Genomic DNA, 16,957 nt, shown 5'->3' on the forward strand with positions numbered 1-16,957 from the left:
CCGTTTCCTCCCGCCGCGGCTTTGGCGCCGCGGTCGTTTGACGTGCTTGCGGCGAGTGAAATGCAAATCGATGACAATGTCAACGATCGGCATTTCGTATCGCTTGATTGACTTGTCCGATCGCCATCGCCGACGACCTTGGCATCGGCCTGCTTTGTTGGCAGAGGTTGGGGATGAGCCAGAAGCCCGGAAAGCAGACCGCGCCTGCGCCCGCTGCGGGGAATGACGAGGCCTTGGCGCCGATCACCGCGATGATGTCGTCGCGGCTGATGGTGCTGGCCAATCTGCTCAAGCGCGGCGCGATCCTGCGCTACAAGCGGCTGGCGGGGCTCTCCTCGGTGGAGTTCGGCCTGGTGGCCTCGCTGGGGCGGCGGCCGCCGATGAGCGTTATCAGGCTGGCGGAAGCGGTCGGCATGGATAAGGGGCAGATCAGCCGGGCGCTGGCGGAACTGGTCTCGCGCAAGCTGGTCGCCAAGGAGGTCAATCCGCGGGACAACCGCGAGACGCTGGTCTGCCTGACCAAGGCCGGGCTGGCGGCGCATGCCACCATTGTGGCAGGCGCACAGGAGCGTAACCGGCGGCTCCTGGAACAGCTCAGCAAGGACGAGCTCAATGTGTTGCTCGACCAGATCGATCGCCTGACCGACAGGGCTGCCCAGATGCTGGCGGATGAAAAGGATTTGAACTGAAATTTGGGCACCATGCCGCCTGTCCCGCGTTGGTCGGCGAGGCAGGAACGCAACACTCTTTCGTGTTCTGCCGACGCCTCAGGGGCGTACAGAGGCGTCAAGACGGCTTGTCTTGCGCCCTCTGTTGCGCTGCGCTAAGCCAAGAATAATTCCAATCAACGAATCTGCGGCCCTTCGAAAACCGCGGGAAAAGGTACCGCCGATGACCGGCATCCTGCAAAATTACCTTCCACTTGTGGTGTTTATCGGGGTGGCGAGCCTGATCGGTCTGGCGCTTCTGATCGCCCCGTTCCTGGTCGCGTTCCAGCAGCCGGACCCGGAAAAGCTGTCCGCCTATGAATGCGGATTCAACGCATTCGACGACGCCCGCATGAAGTTCGACGTTCGCTTCTACCTGGTCGCGATCCTCTTCATCATCTTCGACCTCGAAGTGGCGTTCCTGTTTCCGTGGGCGGTCGCGTTCGGCAAGCTTGGCGCCACCGGCTTCTGGTCGATGATGGTGTTCCTCGCCGTCCTCACGGTCGGCTTTGCTTATGAGTGGAAGAAAGGCGCGCTCGAATGGGATTGAGCCCGACAGCTATAGGCTCTTCGCCTGATATCGCGCAGGCGCCAAAGGGCATTCTCGATCCCGCCACCGGCAGGCCGGTCGGCGCCAATGACCCGTTCTTCCTCGAGGTCAATCACGAGCTGTCCGACAAGGGCTTCTTCGTTGCCGCCGCCGACGATCTGATCACCTGGGCGCGCACGGGATCCCTGATGTGGATGACGTTCGGTCTCGCCTGCTGCGCGGTCGAGATGATGCAGGTGTCGATGCCGCGTTACGACGTCGAGCGTTTCGGTTTTGCGCCGCGCGCCTCGCCGCGGCAGTCCGACGTCATGATCGTGGCGGGCACGCTGACCAACAAGATGGCGCCGGCGTTGCGCAAGGTCTACGACCAGATGCCCGAGCCGCGCTACGTGATCTCGATGGGGTCGTGCGCCAATGGCGGCGGCTACTATCACTACTCCTATTCGGTCGTGCGCGGCTGCGACCGCATCGTGCCGATCGACATCTACGTGCCCGGATGCCCGCCGACGGCGGAGGCGTTGCTTTACGGCGTGCTGCTGCTGCAGAAGAAGATCCGCCGCATCGGGACCATCGAACGCTAAGGTTTTAGGCAATGGACGACGGCAAGCTCGACGCTCTTGGGCAGACGATTGTTAGCGCGCTTGGCGGCGCGGCCAGCGCCCATGCGGTCGCGTTCAACCAGCTTACCGTCACGGTCGATGCGATGAAGATCGTCGAGGTGATGAAGTACCTGCGCGATGATCCCGCGCTGCGCTTCGTCAACTTCACCGACGTCACGGCGGTCGATTATCCCGGCCGCGAGAAGCGTTTCGATGTCGTCTATCACCTGTTGTCGCCGACGCTGAACGAACGCATTCGCGTCCGCGCCGAGGCCGACGAGAACACGCAGGTACCCTCGATCATCGACGTGTTTCCCGGCGCCGACTGGTTCGAGCGCGAGACCTATGATCTCTACGGCGTGATCTTCACCGGCCATCCGGACATGCGGCGGCTGCTGACGGATTACGGTTTTGATGGACATCCCCTGCGCAAGGATTTCCCGCTCACCGGTTTCGTCGAGGTCCGCTACGACGACCAGGAGAAGCGGGTGCTCTACGAGCCGGTCCGCCTCAACCAGGAATTCCGCAAATTCGATTTCCTCTCGCCATGGGAAGGCGCGGACTATCCGCTGCCAGGCGACGAGAAGGCTGAGCCGAAGGCCTGACCATGAACGAACAGAATCTTCGCAACTTCACGATCAATTTCGGACCGCAACATCCGGCCGCGCACGGCGTGTTGCGTTTGGTGCTGGAGCTCGACGGCGAAGTCGTCGAGCGTGTTGATCCGCATATCGGGCTGCTTCATCGCGGCACGGAAAAGCTGATCGAACAGAAGACCTATCTGCAGGCGATCCCGTATTTCGACCGGCTTGATTACGTCGCGCCGATGAACCAGGAGCACGCGTTCTGCCTAGCGGCGGAAAAGCTGCTCGGCATCACGGTGCCGCGCCGCGGCCAGTTGATCCGCGTGCTCTATTGCGAGATCGGCCGCATCCTGTCGCATCTGCTCAACGTCACCACGCAGGCGATGGACGTCGGCGCCTTGACCCCACCGCTGTGGGGCTTCGAAGAGCGCGAAAAGCTGATGGTGTTCTATGAGCGCGCCTCCGGCTCGCGCATGCATGCGGCCTATTTCCGCGTCGGCGGCGTGCATCAGGACCTGCCGCCGAAACTGATCGATGATATCGAGGCCTGGTGCGACCCGTTCCTGCAGGTCGTCGCCGACCTCGAAACGCTGCTGACCGGCAACCGCATCTTCAAGCAGCGCAACGTCGATATCGGCGTGGTGACGCTGCAGCAGGCCTGGGAGTGGGGTTTCTCCGGCGTGATGGTGCGCGGCTCGGGCGCGGCCTGGGACCTGCGCAAGGCGCAGCCCTACGAATGCTACGCCGAAATGGATTTCGACATTCCGATCGGCAAGAACGGCGACTGCTACGACCGCTACTGCATCCGCATGGAAGAGATGCGCCAGTCCGTGCGCATCATGAGGCAGTGCATCGCCAAGCTGCGTGAACCCGAGGGGCAGGGGCCGGTCGTCGTTGAGGACAACAAGATTGCGCCGCCCCGCCGCAGCGAGATGAAGCGCTCGATGGAAGCCCTCATTCATCACTTCAAGCTCTACACCGAAGGCGTGCACGTGCCCGCCGGCGAAGTCTACACCGCGGTCGAGGCGCCCAAGGGTGAGTTCGGCGTCTATCTGGTTTCCGACGGCAGCAACAAGCCGTACAAGTGCAAGATCCGCGCGCCGGGCTTTGCCCATCTGCAGGCGATGGATTTCATCTGCAAAGGCCATCTGCTCGCCGACGTCTCCGCCATTCTCGGCTCGCTCGATATCGTGTTTGGAGAGGTCGATCGGTGATGGCGCAGGCGCCCATCCAGTTTGACCGGGCTTCGGGCGCGCTCGTAGGCGCGAACGCGTGGGAGCGTTTGGCTGCGGTGGCGCTGACGCTCGGTTCAAAGGTGGCGTCGAATTTCTCGCATCGCGGCTACAATATGTGTGCCAATTTGTTGCGCACGACGCTGCCGGAGCGCGGCATCCAGATCAAACTCAATCCGGACGCCACCTTCGAGTTTCCCTATGGCGACGGCTACTGGAGCAAGCTGCTTAATCGTACCTATCGCTACGAGGACGAACTGGAGCTTCTGTTTCGCGACTCCGCCGACGTCGACTACACGCTGCTCGATTGCGGCGCCAATTACGGCTACTGGTCGGTCTTGGTATCGAGCAAGCCGTTCGGTTCGCACAGGGCGATCGCGATCGAGCCGTCGGGACAGAATTTTCCGAAGCTTGCCAACAACGCCAAAATCAACGGCAATCGTTTCGAAGCCATGAAATGCGCGATCGGCGCGACACGCGGTACCGCGCGTCTGTCCGGCACCAAGCATGAGGCGTTTTCCATCGCCGGCGACCAGTCTGATGGAGAGGAGGTGCCGGTCATCGCGCTCGATAACCTGCTGGACGACGGCAAGATCGCGCCCGGCGGCAAATATCTGATCAAGCTCGACGTCGAAGGCGTCGAGATCGAGGCCATGAAGGGCGGCGCGCGCCTGATGCAGGGCGACAGCGTGCTGCTGTGCGAAGAGCACGGCAACGATCCCCAACACACCGTGTCGCGCTACATCCTCGACCAGACCCCGCTGAAGCTGATCGTCTACGATCCGCGCAGCAACCGCCTTGAAACCGTGACCGACCTTTCGATTCTGGACCGGATCAAGGTTTCAACCCATGTCGGCTACAACGTGTTCGGCACCGCAAGCGCATTCTGGCTCGCCCGGATCGATGCGCTCAATGCAAAAGCCGCGCGCCGCGTGCAATGAGAGACTGAACGATGTCCGTCCGCCGCCTCGCCCCGAAGGAATTGCAGCCCGCGAGCTTTACGTTCTCGGATGAGAACCTCGCCTGGGCCAAGGCGCAGATCGAAAAGTATCCGGCGGGACGGCAGGCGTCCGCGGTGATTGCGATCCTGTGGCGCGTGCAGGAACAGCATGAAGGATGGGTGTCGGAGGCCGCGATCCGCGCCGTCGCCGACCTGCTGGAAATGCCCTACATCCGCGTGCTGGAAGTGGCGACATTTTACACGATGTTCCAGCTTCAGCCGGTCGGCAAGAAGGCCCATGTGCAGGTCTGCGGCACCACGCCGTGCCGCCTGCGCGGCGCCGAGGACATCATCAAAGTGTGCCAGAGCCGCATCCACCACGATCCCTTCCATCTGTCGAAGGACGGCAATTTCAGCTGGGAAGAGGTCGAGTGCCTCGGCGCCTGCGTGAACGCGCCGATGGTCTTGATCTGGAAGGATACCTACGAAGACCTGACCAAGGAAAACTTTGGCAAGGTGCTGGACGGCTTTGCATCCGGCAATCCGCCGAAGCCGGGACCGCAGATCGACCGTCAGTTCTCGGCACCGGTGGGCGGGCCGACGACGCTGAAGGAAACCACATGAAGCGTGACGGCACATTGCCCGTGAACGGGCAGGGAAGGGTCAGCGCGATGAAGAACTGGCGCTATATCGGCATGCACGCCGTCGCGGCGGCGACGTTCATATTTCTGCTGCAGCGTTTCGGGCTGAACGCAACGCTCGAATCCAGCCTGTTGTGGGCACTGACCTTCGGCGGATGCGCCGCGGGCCTCGCCTACGCGCAATCCAATCGTTGATCCCTAGGGAAGCTTCAAGTCATGCTCGACGACAAGGATCGCATCTTCAAGAACCTCTACGGCCTCCACGACTGGGGGCTCGAGGGCGCGCGCCGCCGTGGCGCGTGGGACGGCACCAAAGCGATCATCGACAAGGGCCGCGACTGGATCATCAACGAGATGAAGGCCTCCGGCTTGCGCGGGCGCGGTGGCGCTGGATTCCCGACCGGTCTGAAATGGTCGTTCATGCCCAAGGAATCCACGGACGGCCGGCCGAGCTATCTCGTGGTCAATGCCGACGAGTCCGAGCCCGGCACCTGCAAGGACCGCGAGATCATGCGGCACGATCCGCATCTCCTGGTCGAGGGCTGCCTGTTGGCGAGCTTCGCGATGAACGCGCATGCCTGCTACATCTATGTGCGCGGTGAATTCATCCGCGAGCGCGAGCATCTGCAGGCCGCGATCGATCAGGCCTATGACGCAAAACTGGTCGGCAAGGACAACCTCAATGGCTGGCCGTTCGACATCTATGTCGCTCATGGCGCCGGCGCCTATATCTGCGGCGAGGAAACCGCGCTGCTGGAGAGCCTCGAAGGCAAGAAGGGCCAGCCGCGGCTGAAGCCGCCATTCCCGGCCAATGTCGGCCTCTATGGCTGCCCGACCACCGTCAACAACGTCGAATCCATCGCGGTCGCGCCCGACATCCTGCGGCGCGGCGCGGCGTGGTTTGCCGCGATCGGCCGGCCCAACAATGTCGGCACCAAACTGTTTTGCATCTCCGGCCACGTCGAGCGGCCCTGCAACGTCGAAGAGGCGATGGGGATTCCGTTCCGCGAACTGATCGAGCGCCATTGCGGCGGCATTCGCGGCGGCTGGGACAATCTGAAGGCGGTGATCCCCGGCGGCTCGTCGGTGCGCATGGTGCCGGCCGAGCAGATCATCGACACGCCGATGGATTTCGACAGCCTCGGCAAATTGCGCTCCGGCCTCGGCACTGCGGCCGTGATCGTGATGGACAAGTCGACCGACCTGATCCGGGCGATCGCGCGGATCTCCTATTTCTACAAGCATGAGAGCTGCGGCCAGTGCACGCCGTGCCGCGAAGGCACGGGCTGGATGTGGCGCGTGCTCACCCGCATGGCCGATGGCCGCGCCCACAAGCGCGAGATCGACATGCTGCTGGAAGTGACCAAGCAGGTCGAAGGCCACACCATCTGCGCGCTCGGCGACGCCGCGGCCTGGCCGATCCAGGGCCTGATCGCGCATTTCCGTCACGAGATCGAGGCGCGTATCGACCAGTATTCGCACAAGGCCGACATCGACGATATTGGTGTGCGCGATCCCGTGAACATGGTCGCGGCGGAGTAGGGACCAATGTCGCAACCAAGCTTCTGGTGGCAGAGATATGGGACGCTGGCGCAGATGGCGCAGGCGACCGTGGCGCTGCTCGGCTTTGTTGCGATCCTGCTCCAGATCAACGAGATCCGCACCGGCAACCGCGCTACCAGCGCGAGACAGGCGTTTTTGGGCTACACCGATCTGGCGTTCAAGAATCCGAAGTTCGCGCAGCCGGACTACGAGAAGATCAAGGTTTCCGGCCGCGACGAGCAGGTCCAGTACGAGAGCTTCGTCACCTACTTCCTCTATGCCTGCGAGGAAGCGATCGGTGCGTTCGCGGGAAAGCGCGAGTGGCTGGCGTCCTGCGATTACGACCTGAAGCCACATCTGCCGTTCCTGTGCGAGAAGAACGCGGCGCAGCCGGCCTATCTCGCCACCTATGGCGCCGAGACCCAGCAATGGATCAAGGCGTCGCTGAAGACCGCCAGCGTTACACCGCCAGACTGCAAGCTGGGAAAGACTTGAGACAGCAATGACCAAACTCATCATCGACGGCAAAGAGATCGATGTGCCCGCGGAGTTCACGCTGCTGCAGGCCTGTGAGGCCGCGGGCGCCGAAATTCCGCGCTTCTGCTACCACGAGCGGCTGTCGATCGCCGGCAATTGCCGGATGTGCCTCGTCGAAGTGAAGGGCGGCCCGAAGCCGGTCGCAAGCTGCGCCTGGGGCGTGCGCGACTGCCGGCCCGGTCCGAAGGGCGAGCCGCCGGAAATTTCCACGCGTTCGCCGATGGTCAAGAAGGCGCGCGAAGGCGTGATGGAATTTCTGCTGATCAACCACCCGCTGGATTGCCCGATCTGCGACCAGGGCGGCGAGTGCGACCTGCAGGATCAGGCGATGGGTTACGGCGTCGATACCTCGCGCTTTGCCGAGAACAAGCGCGCCGTCGAAGACAAGTATCTCGGCGCGCTGGTCAAGACGTCGATGAACCGCTGCATCCAGTGCACGCGCTGCGTCCGCTTCTCCGCTGAAGTCGCCGGCGCCCCGGAAATGGGCGCGACCGGCCGCGGCGAGGACATGGAGATCACGACCTATCTGGAGCAGGCGCTGACCTCGGAGTTGCAGGGCAACCTCGTCGATATCTGCCCCGTCGGCGCGCTGACCTCGAAGCCTTACGCGTTCGCCGCGCGTCCCTGGGAGCTCGGCAAGACGCAGTCGGTGGACGTCATGGACGGTGTCGGCTCCGCGATCCGCGTCGATACCCGCGGTCGCGAGGTGATGCGGATCCTGCCGCGCATCAACGAGGCCGTGAACGAGGAATGGATTTCCGACAAGACCCGCCACGTCGTCGACGGCCTGCGCACGCAGCGACTCGACCGGCCCTATATCAGGGAGAACGGCAAGCTCCGCGCCGCTTCGTGGCAGGAGGCCTTTGCAGCCATCGCCGCCAAGACAAGCCGCATCGACGGCAAGCGGATCGGTGCGATCGCCGGCGATGTCGCGGCGATTGAGGAAATGTTTGCGCTGAAGGAACTCATGGCGAAGTGCGGCTCCGCCAATCTGGCGGTGCAGGGCGGCGATGCCTTCAGCGCCGGCGCCGGCCGTTCGACCTACATTTTCAATCCCACTATTGCCGGGATCGAGCAGGCCGATGCGCTCCTGATCATTGGCGCGAACCCGCGCAAGGAAGCCGCCGTTCTCAACGCGCGCATCCGCAAGCGCTGGCGCACGGGTCAGCTCAAGGTCGCCGTGATCGGCGGCAAGGCCGACCTCACTTACGACTACGACTATCTCGGCGCGGGCAACGATACGCTCAGCGAACTCGCGAGCGGCAAGCACTCCTTCACCGAGGTGCTGAAGGGCGCCAAGCACCCGATCGTGCTGGTCGGCGCCGGTGCGCTGGCGCGGCATGACGGCGCGGCGGTGCTGGCGCTGGCGGCCAAGGTCGCGGCAGGTGTCGGCGCGCTCAAGGACGGCTGGAACGGCTTTGCCGTGCTGCAGGACACCGCTTCGCGCGCGGGCGCGCTCGATATCGGCTTTGCGGCTGGCAAAGGCGGCCTCAGCCTGGCGCAGATGACAACCTTCGGCACGCTCGACGTGCTGTTCCTGCTCGGGGCGGATGAAGTGAAAGTGCCTGATGGCACGTTCGTGGTCTATATCGGCACCCATGGCGACCGTGGCGCGCATCGCGCCGACGTCATCCTGCCGGGCGCGGCCTATACCGAAAAATCCGGCCTCTATGTCAACACCGAGGGCAGGGCGCAGATCGCCGCCCGCGCGGCGTTCCCGCCCGGCGAGGCGCGCGAGGACTGGGCGATCATCCGCGCGCTGTCGGACGTGCTCGGCAAGAAGCTGCCCTATGATTCCCTCGGGGCGTTGCGCCAGGCCCTGTTCAAGGCCGTCCCGCATCTGATGCGGATCGACCAGATCGAGCCCGGCAAGGCCGAGGACGTCAAGGCGCTGGCGGGCAAGAAGGGCGGCAAGGTCGACAAGACACCGTTCAAGAGTTCGGTCGAGGATTTCTATCTGACCAACCCGATCGCGCGGGCTTCCGCAGTGATGGCGGAATGTTCCCGGCTGGCATCCGGGAAAATGCTGACGGCAGCGGAGTGAGCGTGACCTGATGGCTGATTTCTTCGCAAGCTCGTTCTGGACCGGCTTTCTCTGGCCGTTCATTGTCATGGTCGCACAGAGCGTCCTGCTGCTCGTCGTGCTCCTGATCGCGATCGCCTATATCCTGCTCGCCGATCGCAAGATCTGGGCGGCAGTGCAGATCCGCCGCGGCCCCAACGTGGTCGGCCCCTGGGGCCTGCTGCAATCCTTCGCGGATCTGCTCAAATTCGTGCTGAAGGAACCGGTCATTCCCTCCGGCTCCAACAAGGGCGTGTTCCTGCTGGCGCCGCTGGTATCCTGTGTGCTGGCGCTGGCGGCCTGGGCCGTCATCCCGATGGATCTCGGCTGGGTCATCGCCGACATCAATGTCGGCGTGCTCTACATCTTCGCGATCTCGTCGCTGTCGATCTACGGCGTCATCATGGCCGGCTGGTCGTCGAACTCGAAATATCCGTTCCTGGCAGCGCTTCGGTCCGCCGCGCAGATGGTGTCCTACGAAGTCTCGATCGGCTTCGTCATCATCACCGTCCTGCTGTGCGTCGGCTCGCTCAATCTCTCGGCCGTGGTGGAAGCGCAGAATACCCGCGGGTTCGCCAGCCTGATCGGCCTGCCGCAACTTACCATCCTGAACTGGTATGTGTGGCCGCTGTTCCCGATGTTCGTGATCTTCTATGTCTCGGCGCTGGCCGAGACCAACCGGCCGCCGTTCGACCTGGTGGAAGCCGAATCCGAGCTGGTCGCGGGCTTCATGACCGAATACGGCTCGACGCCGTATCTGCTGTTCATGCTCGGCGAATATGTCGCGATCACCACGATGTGCGCGTTGGCGACGATCATGTTCCTCGGCGGCTGGTTGCCGCCGGTGGCGCTGCCGCCCTTCACCTGGATACCGGGGGTGATCTGGTTCGCGCTGAAGGTGTTCTTCATGTTCTTCATGTTCGCGATGGCGAAGGCGATCGTGCCGCGCTACCGCTACGATCAACTGATGCGGCTCGGCTGGAAAGTGTTCCTGCCGTTGTCGCTGGCGATGGTGGTGATTGTGGCCGGTGTGCTGCAATTCGCCGGCATCGCGCCGAAGTGAGGCCGTCATGAGTGTCAACGTCAACGCAACCGCGCGCGCGCTTCTCTTGACCGAATTCGTATCGGCGTTCTTTCTCGCCATGCGCTATTTCTTCAAGCCGAAGCCGACGCTGAACTATCCCTTCGAGAAGGGGCCGATCTCGCCGCGCTTCCGCGGCGAGCATGCGCTGCGCCGCTATCCGAATGGCGAGGAACGCTGCATCGCCTGCAAGCTGTGCGAGGCGATCTGCCCGGCGCAGGCCATCACGATCGAGGCCGGCCCGCGCCGCAACGACGGCACCCGCCGCACCGTGCGCTACGACATCGACATGGTGAAATGCATTTATTGCGGCCTGTGCCAGGAAGCCTGCCCGGTCGATGCCATCGTCGAGGGACCGAATTTCGAATTCGCGACCGAGACCCGCGAGGAACTCTATTATGACAAGGCGAAACTGCTCGCCAATGGCGACCGCTGGGAGCGCGAGATTGCAAAAGCAATCGAACTCGACGCGCCGTACCGGTGAGGTGAGGATATGATCCTTCCCGCGCTGTTCTTCTATCTCTTCGCCGGCGTCTGTGTGGCGTCGGCGGTCCTGGTGATTGTGTCGCGCAATCCCGTGCATTCCGTGCTGTACCTGATCCTGGCCTTCGTCAACGCGTCCGGCCTGTTCATCCTGATGGGCGCCGAGTTCCTCGGGATGATGCTGATCGTGGTCTATGTCGGCGCGGTCGCCGTCCTGTTCCTGTTCGTGATCATGATGCTCGACGTCGACTTCGTCGAACTGCGCGAGGGCTTCCTGGAGTATTTGCCGATCGGTCTCCTGATCGGGGCGATTTTCCTGGTCGAACTGCTGCTGGTCGTCGGCGGCTGGGTCATCAATCCCGGTACCGTCAAGCAGATCACGGCGGCGATCCCGAACAATGTCAGCAACACCGAGGCGCTCGGGCTGGTGCTCTATACGAAGTACATCCACTACTTCCAGATCGCCGGCATGGTGCTTCTGGTCGCGATGATCGGCGCCATCGTGCTGACGCTGCGCCACAAGGCGAAGGTCAAGCGGCAGGACATCAACGTGCAGAATGCGCGCACGCCGGAACTCGCGATGGCCGTGCGCCAGGTGGCGTCGGGGCAGGGTCTGCAGGATGCGGACGCGGCGGAGTGGGTGAAATGACGATCGGTCTGGGGCACTATCTCGCGGTCGGCGCTATCCTGTTCACGCTCGGGATCCTCGGCATCTTCTTAAACCGCAAGAACATCATCGTCATCCTGATGTCGATCGAGCTGATCCTGCTCGCCGTCAACGTCAACCTGGTGGCGTTCTCGACGTTCCTCGGCGACATCGTCGGCCAGGTCTTTGCGCTGCTGGTGCTGACGGTTGCCGCGGCAGAGGCGGCAATCGGTCTGGCGGTACTTGTTGTCTACTTCCGCAACCGCGGTTCGATCGCGGTTGAAGACGTCAATCTGATGAAGGGCTAGGCGCAGCTATGGTTCAGGCAATCGTCTTTCTGCCGCTGCTGGGCGCCATTCTGGCCGGCCTGATCGCGATCTTCGGCGCGCATGCCCGCAATCCGAGTGGCGATGAGGTCGAGCATCACGACCACGGACATGGCGATCATGCGCATGCGGCGGCAGCCCATGACGACCATGGCCATGACGATCACGGCCATGACGACCATCACGTCTCCGAACCGCCGGCGCAGGGGTCGCGCGCGGCCGAGCTGATCACCACGGGACTTCTGTTCGTTTCCGCTGTTCTCTCCTGGGTGGTGCTGGTCGACATCGGCTTCCTGCACCGTGACGTCGTAAGGATCGCGCTGTTTCCCTGGATCAATTCCGGCGATCTGCAGGTGGCGTGGGCGCTACGCGTCGACACGCTGACCGCCGTGATGCTGGTCGTGGTGAACACCGTCTCCTCGCTCGTGCACCTCTATTCCATCGGCTACATGGACGAGGACCCGAACCGGCCGCGCTTCTTCGGCTATCTCAGCCTGTTCACCTTCGCGATGCTGATGCTGGTGACGGCGGACAATCTGGTCCAGCTGTTCTTCGGCTGGGAGGGCGTCGGTCTCGCCAGCTACCTCCTGATCGGCTTCTGGTACCAGAAGCCGTCGGCGAATGCGGCGGCGATCAAGGCCTTCATCGTCAACCGCGTGGGCGATTTCGGCTTCGCGCTCGGCATTTTCGCCGTGTACATGCTGCTCAAGACCACCGATTTCGAGACGATCTTCGCGGGCGCGCCGGGGCTGTCGGGCAAGACCATCAATTTCTTCGGCTGGAATGCCGACGCGCTCACGCTGATCTGCCTGTTGCTGTTCATGGGCGCGATGGGCAAATCGGCCCAGTTCCTGCTGCACACCTGGTTGCCGGACGCGATGGAAGGCCCAACCCCGGTCTCGGCGCTGATCCACGCCGCGACCATGGTGACGGCCGGGGTGTTCATGGTGGCGCGGCTGTCGCCGCTGTTCGAGCTCGCGCCGAACGCGCAGGCCGTGGTGATGTTCTTCGGCGCCACCACCGCGTTCTTTGCCGCGACCGTCGGCCTCGTCCAGAACGACATCAAGCGCATCGTCGCCTACTCGACCTGTTCGCAGCTCGGTTACATGTTCGTGGCGATGGGAGCAGGGGCCTATTCGGTCGGCATGTTCCATCTGTTCACGCACGCCTTCTTCAAGGCGCTGTTGTTCTTGGGTTCCGGCTCGGTGATCTACGCGATGCACCACGAGCAGGATATCCGCAACATGGGCGGGCTGTGGCGCAAGATCCCCTACACGTACAGCGTGATGCTGATCGGCACATTGGCGCTGACCGGCTTCCCGCTCACGGCCGGCTATTTCTCCAAGGACGCGATCATCGAGTCCGCCTATGTCGCGCACAATCCGTTCGCGTATTACGGCTTCGCGATGACGGTGATCGCGGCCGGCTTGACCTCGTTCTATTCGTGGCGCCTGATCTTCAAGACGTTCCACGGCGAGCCGCACGACCAGCACCATTACGAGGCGGCCCATGAAGCGCCGATGTGGATGCTGGTCCCGATCGGCGTCCTCGCCGCAGGCTCGATCCTGGCCGGCTTCCCGTTCAAGGAAGTGTTCGCGGGCCATGGCGTGGAGGAGTTCTTCCGCGAGTCGCTGAAGATGCATCCGCATATCATCGAAGAGATGCACCACATTCCGTGGGCGATTGCGTTCCTACCGACGGCCATGATGGTCGTAGGTTTTCTGGTGTCATTGATGTTCTACATCCGCCGGCCGTATCTGCCGGTCGAACTCGCCAACCAGCACCAGATGCTCTACCAGTTCCTGCTCAACAAATGGTATTTCGACGAGCTCTATGACTTCATCTTCGTCCGCCCGGCGAAGTGGCTCGGCCGCTTCCTGTGGAAGAAGGGCGATGGCCTCGTCATCGACGGCTTCGGCCCGGATGGCGTTTCGGCGCGGGTGCTCGATGTCACCCGCAACGTGGTGAAGATCCAGACCGGCTACCTCTATCACTATGCCTTTGCGATGCTGATCGGGGTCGCGGGGCTGATCACCTGGTTCATGTTCGGCTTGGGAGGCCAGTAATGACAACCTGGCCCATCCTTTCGGTCGTCACGTTCCTGCCGGTCATCGGCGCGCTGGCGATCTATCTCACGCGCGGCGACGACGAGGCTGCGCGGCGCAATGCGCGCTGGATCGCGCTGTGGACTACGCTCGTTACCTTCGCGGTGTCGCTGATCCTGGTCTGGCGCTTCGATGCCGCCAATCCGGATTTCCAGTTCATCGAAAAGGCGAACTGGCTCGCCAGCGGCATCACCTATCACATGGGTGTCGACGGCATTTCTCTGCCATTCGTGATCCTGACCACCGCCCTGATGCCGTTCTGCATCATCGCGAGCTGGAAATCGATCACGATGCGCGTGCGCGAATACATGATGGCGTTCCTGCTCTTGGAAACGCTGATGGTCGGCACCTTCTCCGCGCTCGACCTGGTGCTGTTCTACCTGTTCTTCGAAGGCGGCCTGATCCCGATGTTCCTGATCATCGGCGTCTGGGGCGGCCCGCGCCGGGTCTACGCGTCGTTCAAGTTCTTCCTCTACACGCTGCTCGGCTCGGTGCTGATGCTGCTAGCCATCATGGCGCTGTACTGGAACGCCGGCACCACCGACATCCCGACGCTGATGCACACCGCCGTTCCCCGTTCGCTGCAGACTTGGGCGTGGCTGGCGTTCTTTGCTTCGTTTGCGGTGAAGATGCCGATGTGGCCGGTGCACACTTGGTTGCCCGATGCGCACGTCGAGGCGCCGACGGCAGGCTCGGTGATCCTGGCTGCGATCCTGTTGAAGATGGGCGGCTACGGCTTCCTGCGATTTTCGCTGCCGATGTTCCCGCTGGCGTCGCATGACTTCGCCTGGATCATCTTCACGCTGTCGGTGATCGCCATCGTCTACACCTCGCTGGTGGCCTTGATGCAGGAAGACATCAAGAAGCTGATCGCCTACTCATCAGTCGCGCATATGGGCTTCGTCACCATGGGCATCTTCGCCGGCACCACGCAGGGCGTGGCCGGCGGCGTGTTCCAGATGGTGTCGCATGGCATCGTCTCCGGCGCGCTGTTCCTCTGCGTCGGCATCGTCTACGACCGCATGCATACCCGCGAGATCGCGGCCTATGGCGGCCTCGTGAACCGGATGCCGCTCTATGCGCTGGTGTTCATGGTCTTCACCATGGCCAATGTCGGGCTGCCCGGCACCAGCGGTTTCGTCGGCGAGTTGATGACGCTGCTCGGCACCTTCAAGGTCTCGATCCCGACGGCGACCTTTGCCACGCTCGGCGTGATCCTGTCGGCCGGCTATGCGCTGTGGCTCTATCGCAAGGTGGTGTTCGGCGCGCTGACGAAACCGTCGCTCGCCAGCATCAAGGACCTGACGTTACGCGAAAGCCTGACGCTGTTCCCGCTGGCGGCGCTGACCATCCTGTTCGGCGTCTATCCGAAGCCGGTGCTCGACATGTCGGCGGCCTCGGTCCAGCAACTCGTCAACAATTACAATGCCGCCGTGACTGCCGTGAAGGCAGCCGCGCTGGTTGTCCAATAAGGCCGCCGCCATGAGCTTCTCGAGTGCAGGTTATGAGTTGCTGCCGGTGCTGCCGGAGCTGGTGCTGGCCGTCGGCGCCATGGCGCTGTTGATGCTGGGCGCCTATCGCGGCGGCGAGGGGACGACCAGGCTCGTTACCACGCTTGCCGTGGTGCTGCTGGTCGTCACCGGCGCGCTGGAGCTGATGCTGCCGGCCGGCAAGCTCACGACCTTCGGCGGCAGCTTCATCGTCGACGACTTTGCCCGCTTCCTGAAGGTCCTTGCGATCATCGGTTCGGCGGTGACGCTGGTCCTGTCGACCGAGTTCCTGTCCGATCCGTCGCGGCGCATTTTCGAATATTCGATCCTGGTGCTGCTTTCCACGCTCGGCATGATGGTGCTGATCTCGGCCGCCGACCTGATCATGCTCTATCTCGGGCTCGAACTGATGAGCCTCGCGCTCTACGTGGTCGCTGCCTCTAACCGCGACAACGCCAAATCCACCGAGGCCGGCCTGAAGTACTTTGTGCTCGGCGCGCTGTCCTCCGGCATGCTGCTGTACGGCGCCTCGCTGATCTACGGCTTCACCGGCACGGTCGATTTCGCCGGCATCGCAGCCTCTGTGAAGACCGGCAGCGTCGGCATTGTGTTTGGCCTTGTGTTCCTGCTGGCCGGGCTCTGCTTCAAGGTATCCGCGGTGCCGTTCCACATGTGGACGCCCGACGTCTATGAGGGCGCGCCAACGCCGGTCACGGCGTTCTTTGCCTCCGCCCCGAAAGTCGCGGCACTCGCGGTGTTCACCCGCGTGACGCTGACGGCTTTCCCGGGCATCGTCCCGCAATGGCAGCAGATCCTCGTGTTCGTCGCGATCGCCTCGATGGCGCTGGGATCTTTCGCTGCCATTGGGCAGAAGAACATCAAGCGCCTGATGGCCTATTCGTCGATCGGTCATATGGGCTTTGCGCTGGTCGGGCTTGCGTCCGGCACGGTGGAGGGCGCGCAGGGCGTGCTGATCTATATCGCGATCTATGTCGCGATGACGCTCGGCGCCTTCTCGGTCATCCTGAGCATGAAGCGCGACGGCCAGCCGATGGAGCAGATCAGCGATTTCGCAGGGCTCTCGCGCACCAATCCGTTGCTGGCGTTCTTCTTCGCCATGCTGCTGTTCTCGCTAGCAGGCATTCCGCCGCTCGCGGGCTTCTTTGCGAAATGGTACGTGTTCGTGGCCGCGATCAAGGCGGGCCTGTTCACGCTCGCCGTGATCGGCGTGCTGACCAGCGTGGTGGGCGCGTTCTACTATCTGACCATCATCAAGCTGATGTATTTCGACGAGCCGGCCGGCGAGATCGAGCCGATGCGCATCGAACTGCGTGCGGTGTTGGCGGTCGCGGGCATCTTTACCATCTTCTTCTTCGTCTATCCGGGGCCGCTGGTCAGCGTCGCCACGGCGGCGGCGAAGTCGCTGTTCTAG

General features: G+C 62.9%; 18 protein-coding genes. All 18 read left to right on the top strand.

Going from position 1 to position 16,957, the window contains the following annotated elements; all coding sequences use genetic code 11:
- The first annotated feature begins 173 nt into the window (after nt 1–173).
- On the top strand, nt 174–689 hold the full coding sequence (locus KIP88_RS29610) for a MarR family winged helix-turn-helix transcriptional regulator (RefSeq protein WP_214491644.1): 516 nt from the start codon (nt 174–176) through the stop codon (nt 687–689).
- Between the two features lie 202 nt (nt 690–891).
- Nucleotides 892–1,257: an NADH-quinone oxidoreductase subunit A gene (locus KIP88_RS29615; protein ID WP_057856661.1), complete on the top strand. Its 366-nt coding sequence runs from the start codon at nt 892–894 to the stop codon at nt 1,255–1,257.
- A complete protein-coding gene (locus tag KIP88_RS29620; RefSeq protein WP_214491645.1) occupies nt 1,248–1,838 on the top strand; it encodes an NADH-quinone oxidoreductase subunit B family protein in 591 nt (196 codons plus the stop codon). Before KIP88_RS29615 ends, KIP88_RS29620 begins: the two co-directional genes overlap by 10 nt.
- 11 nt (nt 1,839–1,849) lie before the next feature.
- On the top strand, nt 1,850–2,461 hold the full coding sequence (locus tag KIP88_RS29625) for an NADH-quinone oxidoreductase subunit C (RefSeq protein WP_214491647.1): 612 nt from the start codon (nt 1,850–1,852) through the stop codon (nt 2,459–2,461).
- Between the two features lie 2 nt (nt 2,462–2,463).
- Nucleotides 2,464–3,654 (top strand): NADH-quinone oxidoreductase subunit D, encoded by a 1,191-nt coding sequence (locus KIP88_RS29630; RefSeq protein ID WP_214491648.1) that lies wholly within the window; start codon nt 2,464–2,466, stop codon nt 3,652–3,654.
- Entirely contained in the window at nt 3,654–4,613 is a 960-nt protein-coding gene (locus KIP88_RS29635) for an FkbM family methyltransferase (RefSeq protein WP_214491650.1), read from the top strand. Before KIP88_RS29630 ends, KIP88_RS29635 begins: the two co-directional genes overlap by 1 nt.
- 11 nt (nt 4,614–4,624) lie before the next feature.
- Entirely contained in the window at nt 4,625–5,236 is a 612-nt protein-coding gene (gene nuoE / locus KIP88_RS29640) for an NADH-quinone oxidoreductase subunit NuoE (protein ID WP_214491652.1), read from the top strand.
- The gene (locus KIP88_RS29645) at nt 5,233–5,448 is read left to right on the top strand and encodes a hypothetical protein (protein ID WP_214491740.1); all 216 of its coding nucleotides are present in this window, start codon (nt 5,233–5,235) and stop codon (nt 5,446–5,448) included. The genes nuoE and KIP88_RS29645 overlap by 4 nt, the downstream gene beginning before the upstream one ends.
- 21 nt (nt 5,449–5,469) lie before the next feature.
- Complete coding sequence (nuoF, locus tag KIP88_RS29650) at nt 5,470–6,795, top strand: NADH-quinone oxidoreductase subunit NuoF (RefSeq protein ID WP_214491653.1); 1,326 nt, start codon at nt 5,470–5,472, stop codon at nt 6,793–6,795.
- Nucleotides 6,796–6,801: 6 nt separating this feature from the next.
- Nucleotides 6,802–7,290 carry a hypothetical protein gene (locus KIP88_RS29655; RefSeq protein WP_214491655.1) on the top strand — a complete coding sequence of 163 codons (489 nt, stop codon included), beginning with the start codon at nt 6,802–6,804 and terminating at the stop codon, nt 7,288–7,290.
- Nucleotides 7,291–7,297: 7 nt separating this feature from the next.
- Entirely contained in the window at nt 7,298–9,376 is a 2,079-nt protein-coding gene (gene nuoG / locus KIP88_RS29660) for an NADH-quinone oxidoreductase subunit NuoG (protein ID WP_214491656.1), read from the top strand.
- A 10-nt stretch (nt 9,377–9,386) separates the two neighbouring features.
- A complete protein-coding gene (gene nuoH / locus KIP88_RS29665; RefSeq protein ID WP_214491658.1) occupies nt 9,387–10,457 on the top strand; it encodes an NADH-quinone oxidoreductase subunit NuoH in 1,071 nt (356 codons plus the stop codon).
- Between the two features lie 7 nt (nt 10,458–10,464).
- Nucleotides 10,465–10,959: an NADH-quinone oxidoreductase subunit NuoI gene (gene nuoI / locus KIP88_RS29670; protein WP_214491660.1), complete on the top strand. Its 495-nt coding sequence runs from the start codon at nt 10,465–10,467 to the stop codon at nt 10,957–10,959.
- Nucleotides 10,960–10,968: 9 nt separating this feature from the next.
- On the top strand, nt 10,969–11,607 hold the full coding sequence (locus KIP88_RS29675; RefSeq protein ID WP_214491661.1) for an NADH-quinone oxidoreductase subunit J: 639 nt from the start codon (nt 10,969–10,971) through the stop codon (nt 11,605–11,607).
- A complete protein-coding gene (gene nuoK, locus KIP88_RS29680) occupies nt 11,604–11,912 on the top strand; it encodes an NADH-quinone oxidoreductase subunit NuoK (RefSeq protein WP_214491662.1) in 309 nt (102 codons plus the stop codon). Before KIP88_RS29675 ends, nuoK begins: the two co-directional genes overlap by 4 nt.
- Nucleotides 11,913–11,920: 8 nt before the next feature.
- Complete coding sequence (nuoL, locus tag KIP88_RS29685; protein ID WP_214491664.1) at nt 11,921–13,996, top strand: NADH-quinone oxidoreductase subunit L; 2,076 nt, start codon at nt 11,921–11,923, stop codon at nt 13,994–13,996.
- Nucleotides 13,996–15,507 carry an NADH-quinone oxidoreductase subunit M gene (locus KIP88_RS29690; protein WP_214491666.1) on the top strand — a complete coding sequence of 504 codons (1,512 nt, stop codon included), beginning with the start codon at nt 13,996–13,998 and terminating at the stop codon, nt 15,505–15,507. The genes nuoL and KIP88_RS29690 overlap by 1 nt, the downstream gene beginning before the upstream one ends.
- Nucleotides 15,508–15,517: 10 nt before the next feature.
- Nucleotides 15,518–16,957 carry an NADH-quinone oxidoreductase subunit NuoN gene (gene nuoN / locus KIP88_RS29695; RefSeq protein ID WP_214491668.1) on the top strand — a complete coding sequence of 480 codons (1,440 nt, stop codon included), beginning with the start codon at nt 15,518–15,520 and terminating at the stop codon, nt 16,955–16,957.

Source organism: Bradyrhizobium sp. SRL28 (assembly GCF_018596315.1).
In the GTDB taxonomy this organism is placed as follows: Bacteria; Pseudomonadota; Alphaproteobacteria; order Rhizobiales; family Xanthobacteraceae; genus Bradyrhizobium.

Bases quoted from the DNA above. Each gene is read 5' to 3' on its own strand.
- KIP88_RS29610 (WP_214491644.1), top strand. From the start codon at position 174: ATGAGCCAGAAGCCCGGAAAGCAGACCGCGCCTGCGCCCGCTGCGGGG.
- KIP88_RS29615 (WP_057856661.1), top strand. From the start codon at position 892: ATGACCGGCATCCTGCAAAATTACCTTCCACTTGTGGTGTTTATCGGG.
- KIP88_RS29620 (WP_214491645.1), top strand. From the start codon at position 1,248: ATGGGATTGAGCCCGACAGCTATAGGCTCTTCGCCTGATATCGCGCAG.
- KIP88_RS29625 (WP_214491647.1), top strand. From the start codon at position 1,850: ATGGACGACGGCAAGCTCGACGCTCTTGGGCAGACGATTGTTAGCGCG.
- KIP88_RS29630 (WP_214491648.1), top strand. From the start codon at position 2,464: ATGAACGAACAGAATCTTCGCAACTTCACGATCAATTTCGGACCGCAA.
- KIP88_RS29635 (WP_214491650.1), top strand. From the start codon at position 3,654: ATGGCGCAGGCGCCCATCCAGTTTGACCGGGCTTCGGGCGCGCTCGTA.
- nuoE (WP_214491652.1), top strand. From the start codon at position 4,625: ATGTCCGTCCGCCGCCTCGCCCCGAAGGAATTGCAGCCCGCGAGCTTT.
- KIP88_RS29645 (WP_214491740.1), top strand. From the start codon at position 5,233: ATGAAGCGTGACGGCACATTGCCCGTGAACGGGCAGGGAAGGGTCAGC.
- nuoF (WP_214491653.1), top strand. From the start codon at position 5,470: ATGCTCGACGACAAGGATCGCATCTTCAAGAACCTCTACGGCCTCCAC.
- KIP88_RS29655 (WP_214491655.1), top strand. From the start codon at position 6,802: ATGTCGCAACCAAGCTTCTGGTGGCAGAGATATGGGACGCTGGCGCAG.
- nuoG (WP_214491656.1), top strand. From the start codon at position 7,298: ATGACCAAACTCATCATCGACGGCAAAGAGATCGATGTGCCCGCGGAG.
- nuoH (WP_214491658.1), top strand. From the start codon at position 9,387: ATGGCTGATTTCTTCGCAAGCTCGTTCTGGACCGGCTTTCTCTGGCCG.
- nuoI (WP_214491660.1), top strand. From the start codon at position 10,465: ATGAGTGTCAACGTCAACGCAACCGCGCGCGCGCTTCTCTTGACCGAA.
- KIP88_RS29675 (WP_214491661.1), top strand. From the start codon at position 10,969: ATGATCCTTCCCGCGCTGTTCTTCTATCTCTTCGCCGGCGTCTGTGTG.
- nuoK (WP_214491662.1), top strand. From the start codon at position 11,604: ATGACGATCGGTCTGGGGCACTATCTCGCGGTCGGCGCTATCCTGTTC.
- nuoL (WP_214491664.1), top strand. From the start codon at position 11,921: ATGGTTCAGGCAATCGTCTTTCTGCCGCTGCTGGGCGCCATTCTGGCC.
- KIP88_RS29690 (WP_214491666.1), top strand. From the start codon at position 13,996: ATGACAACCTGGCCCATCCTTTCGGTCGTCACGTTCCTGCCGGTCATC.
- nuoN (WP_214491668.1), top strand. From the start codon at position 15,518: ATGAGCTTCTCGAGTGCAGGTTATGAGTTGCTGCCGGTGCTGCCGGAG.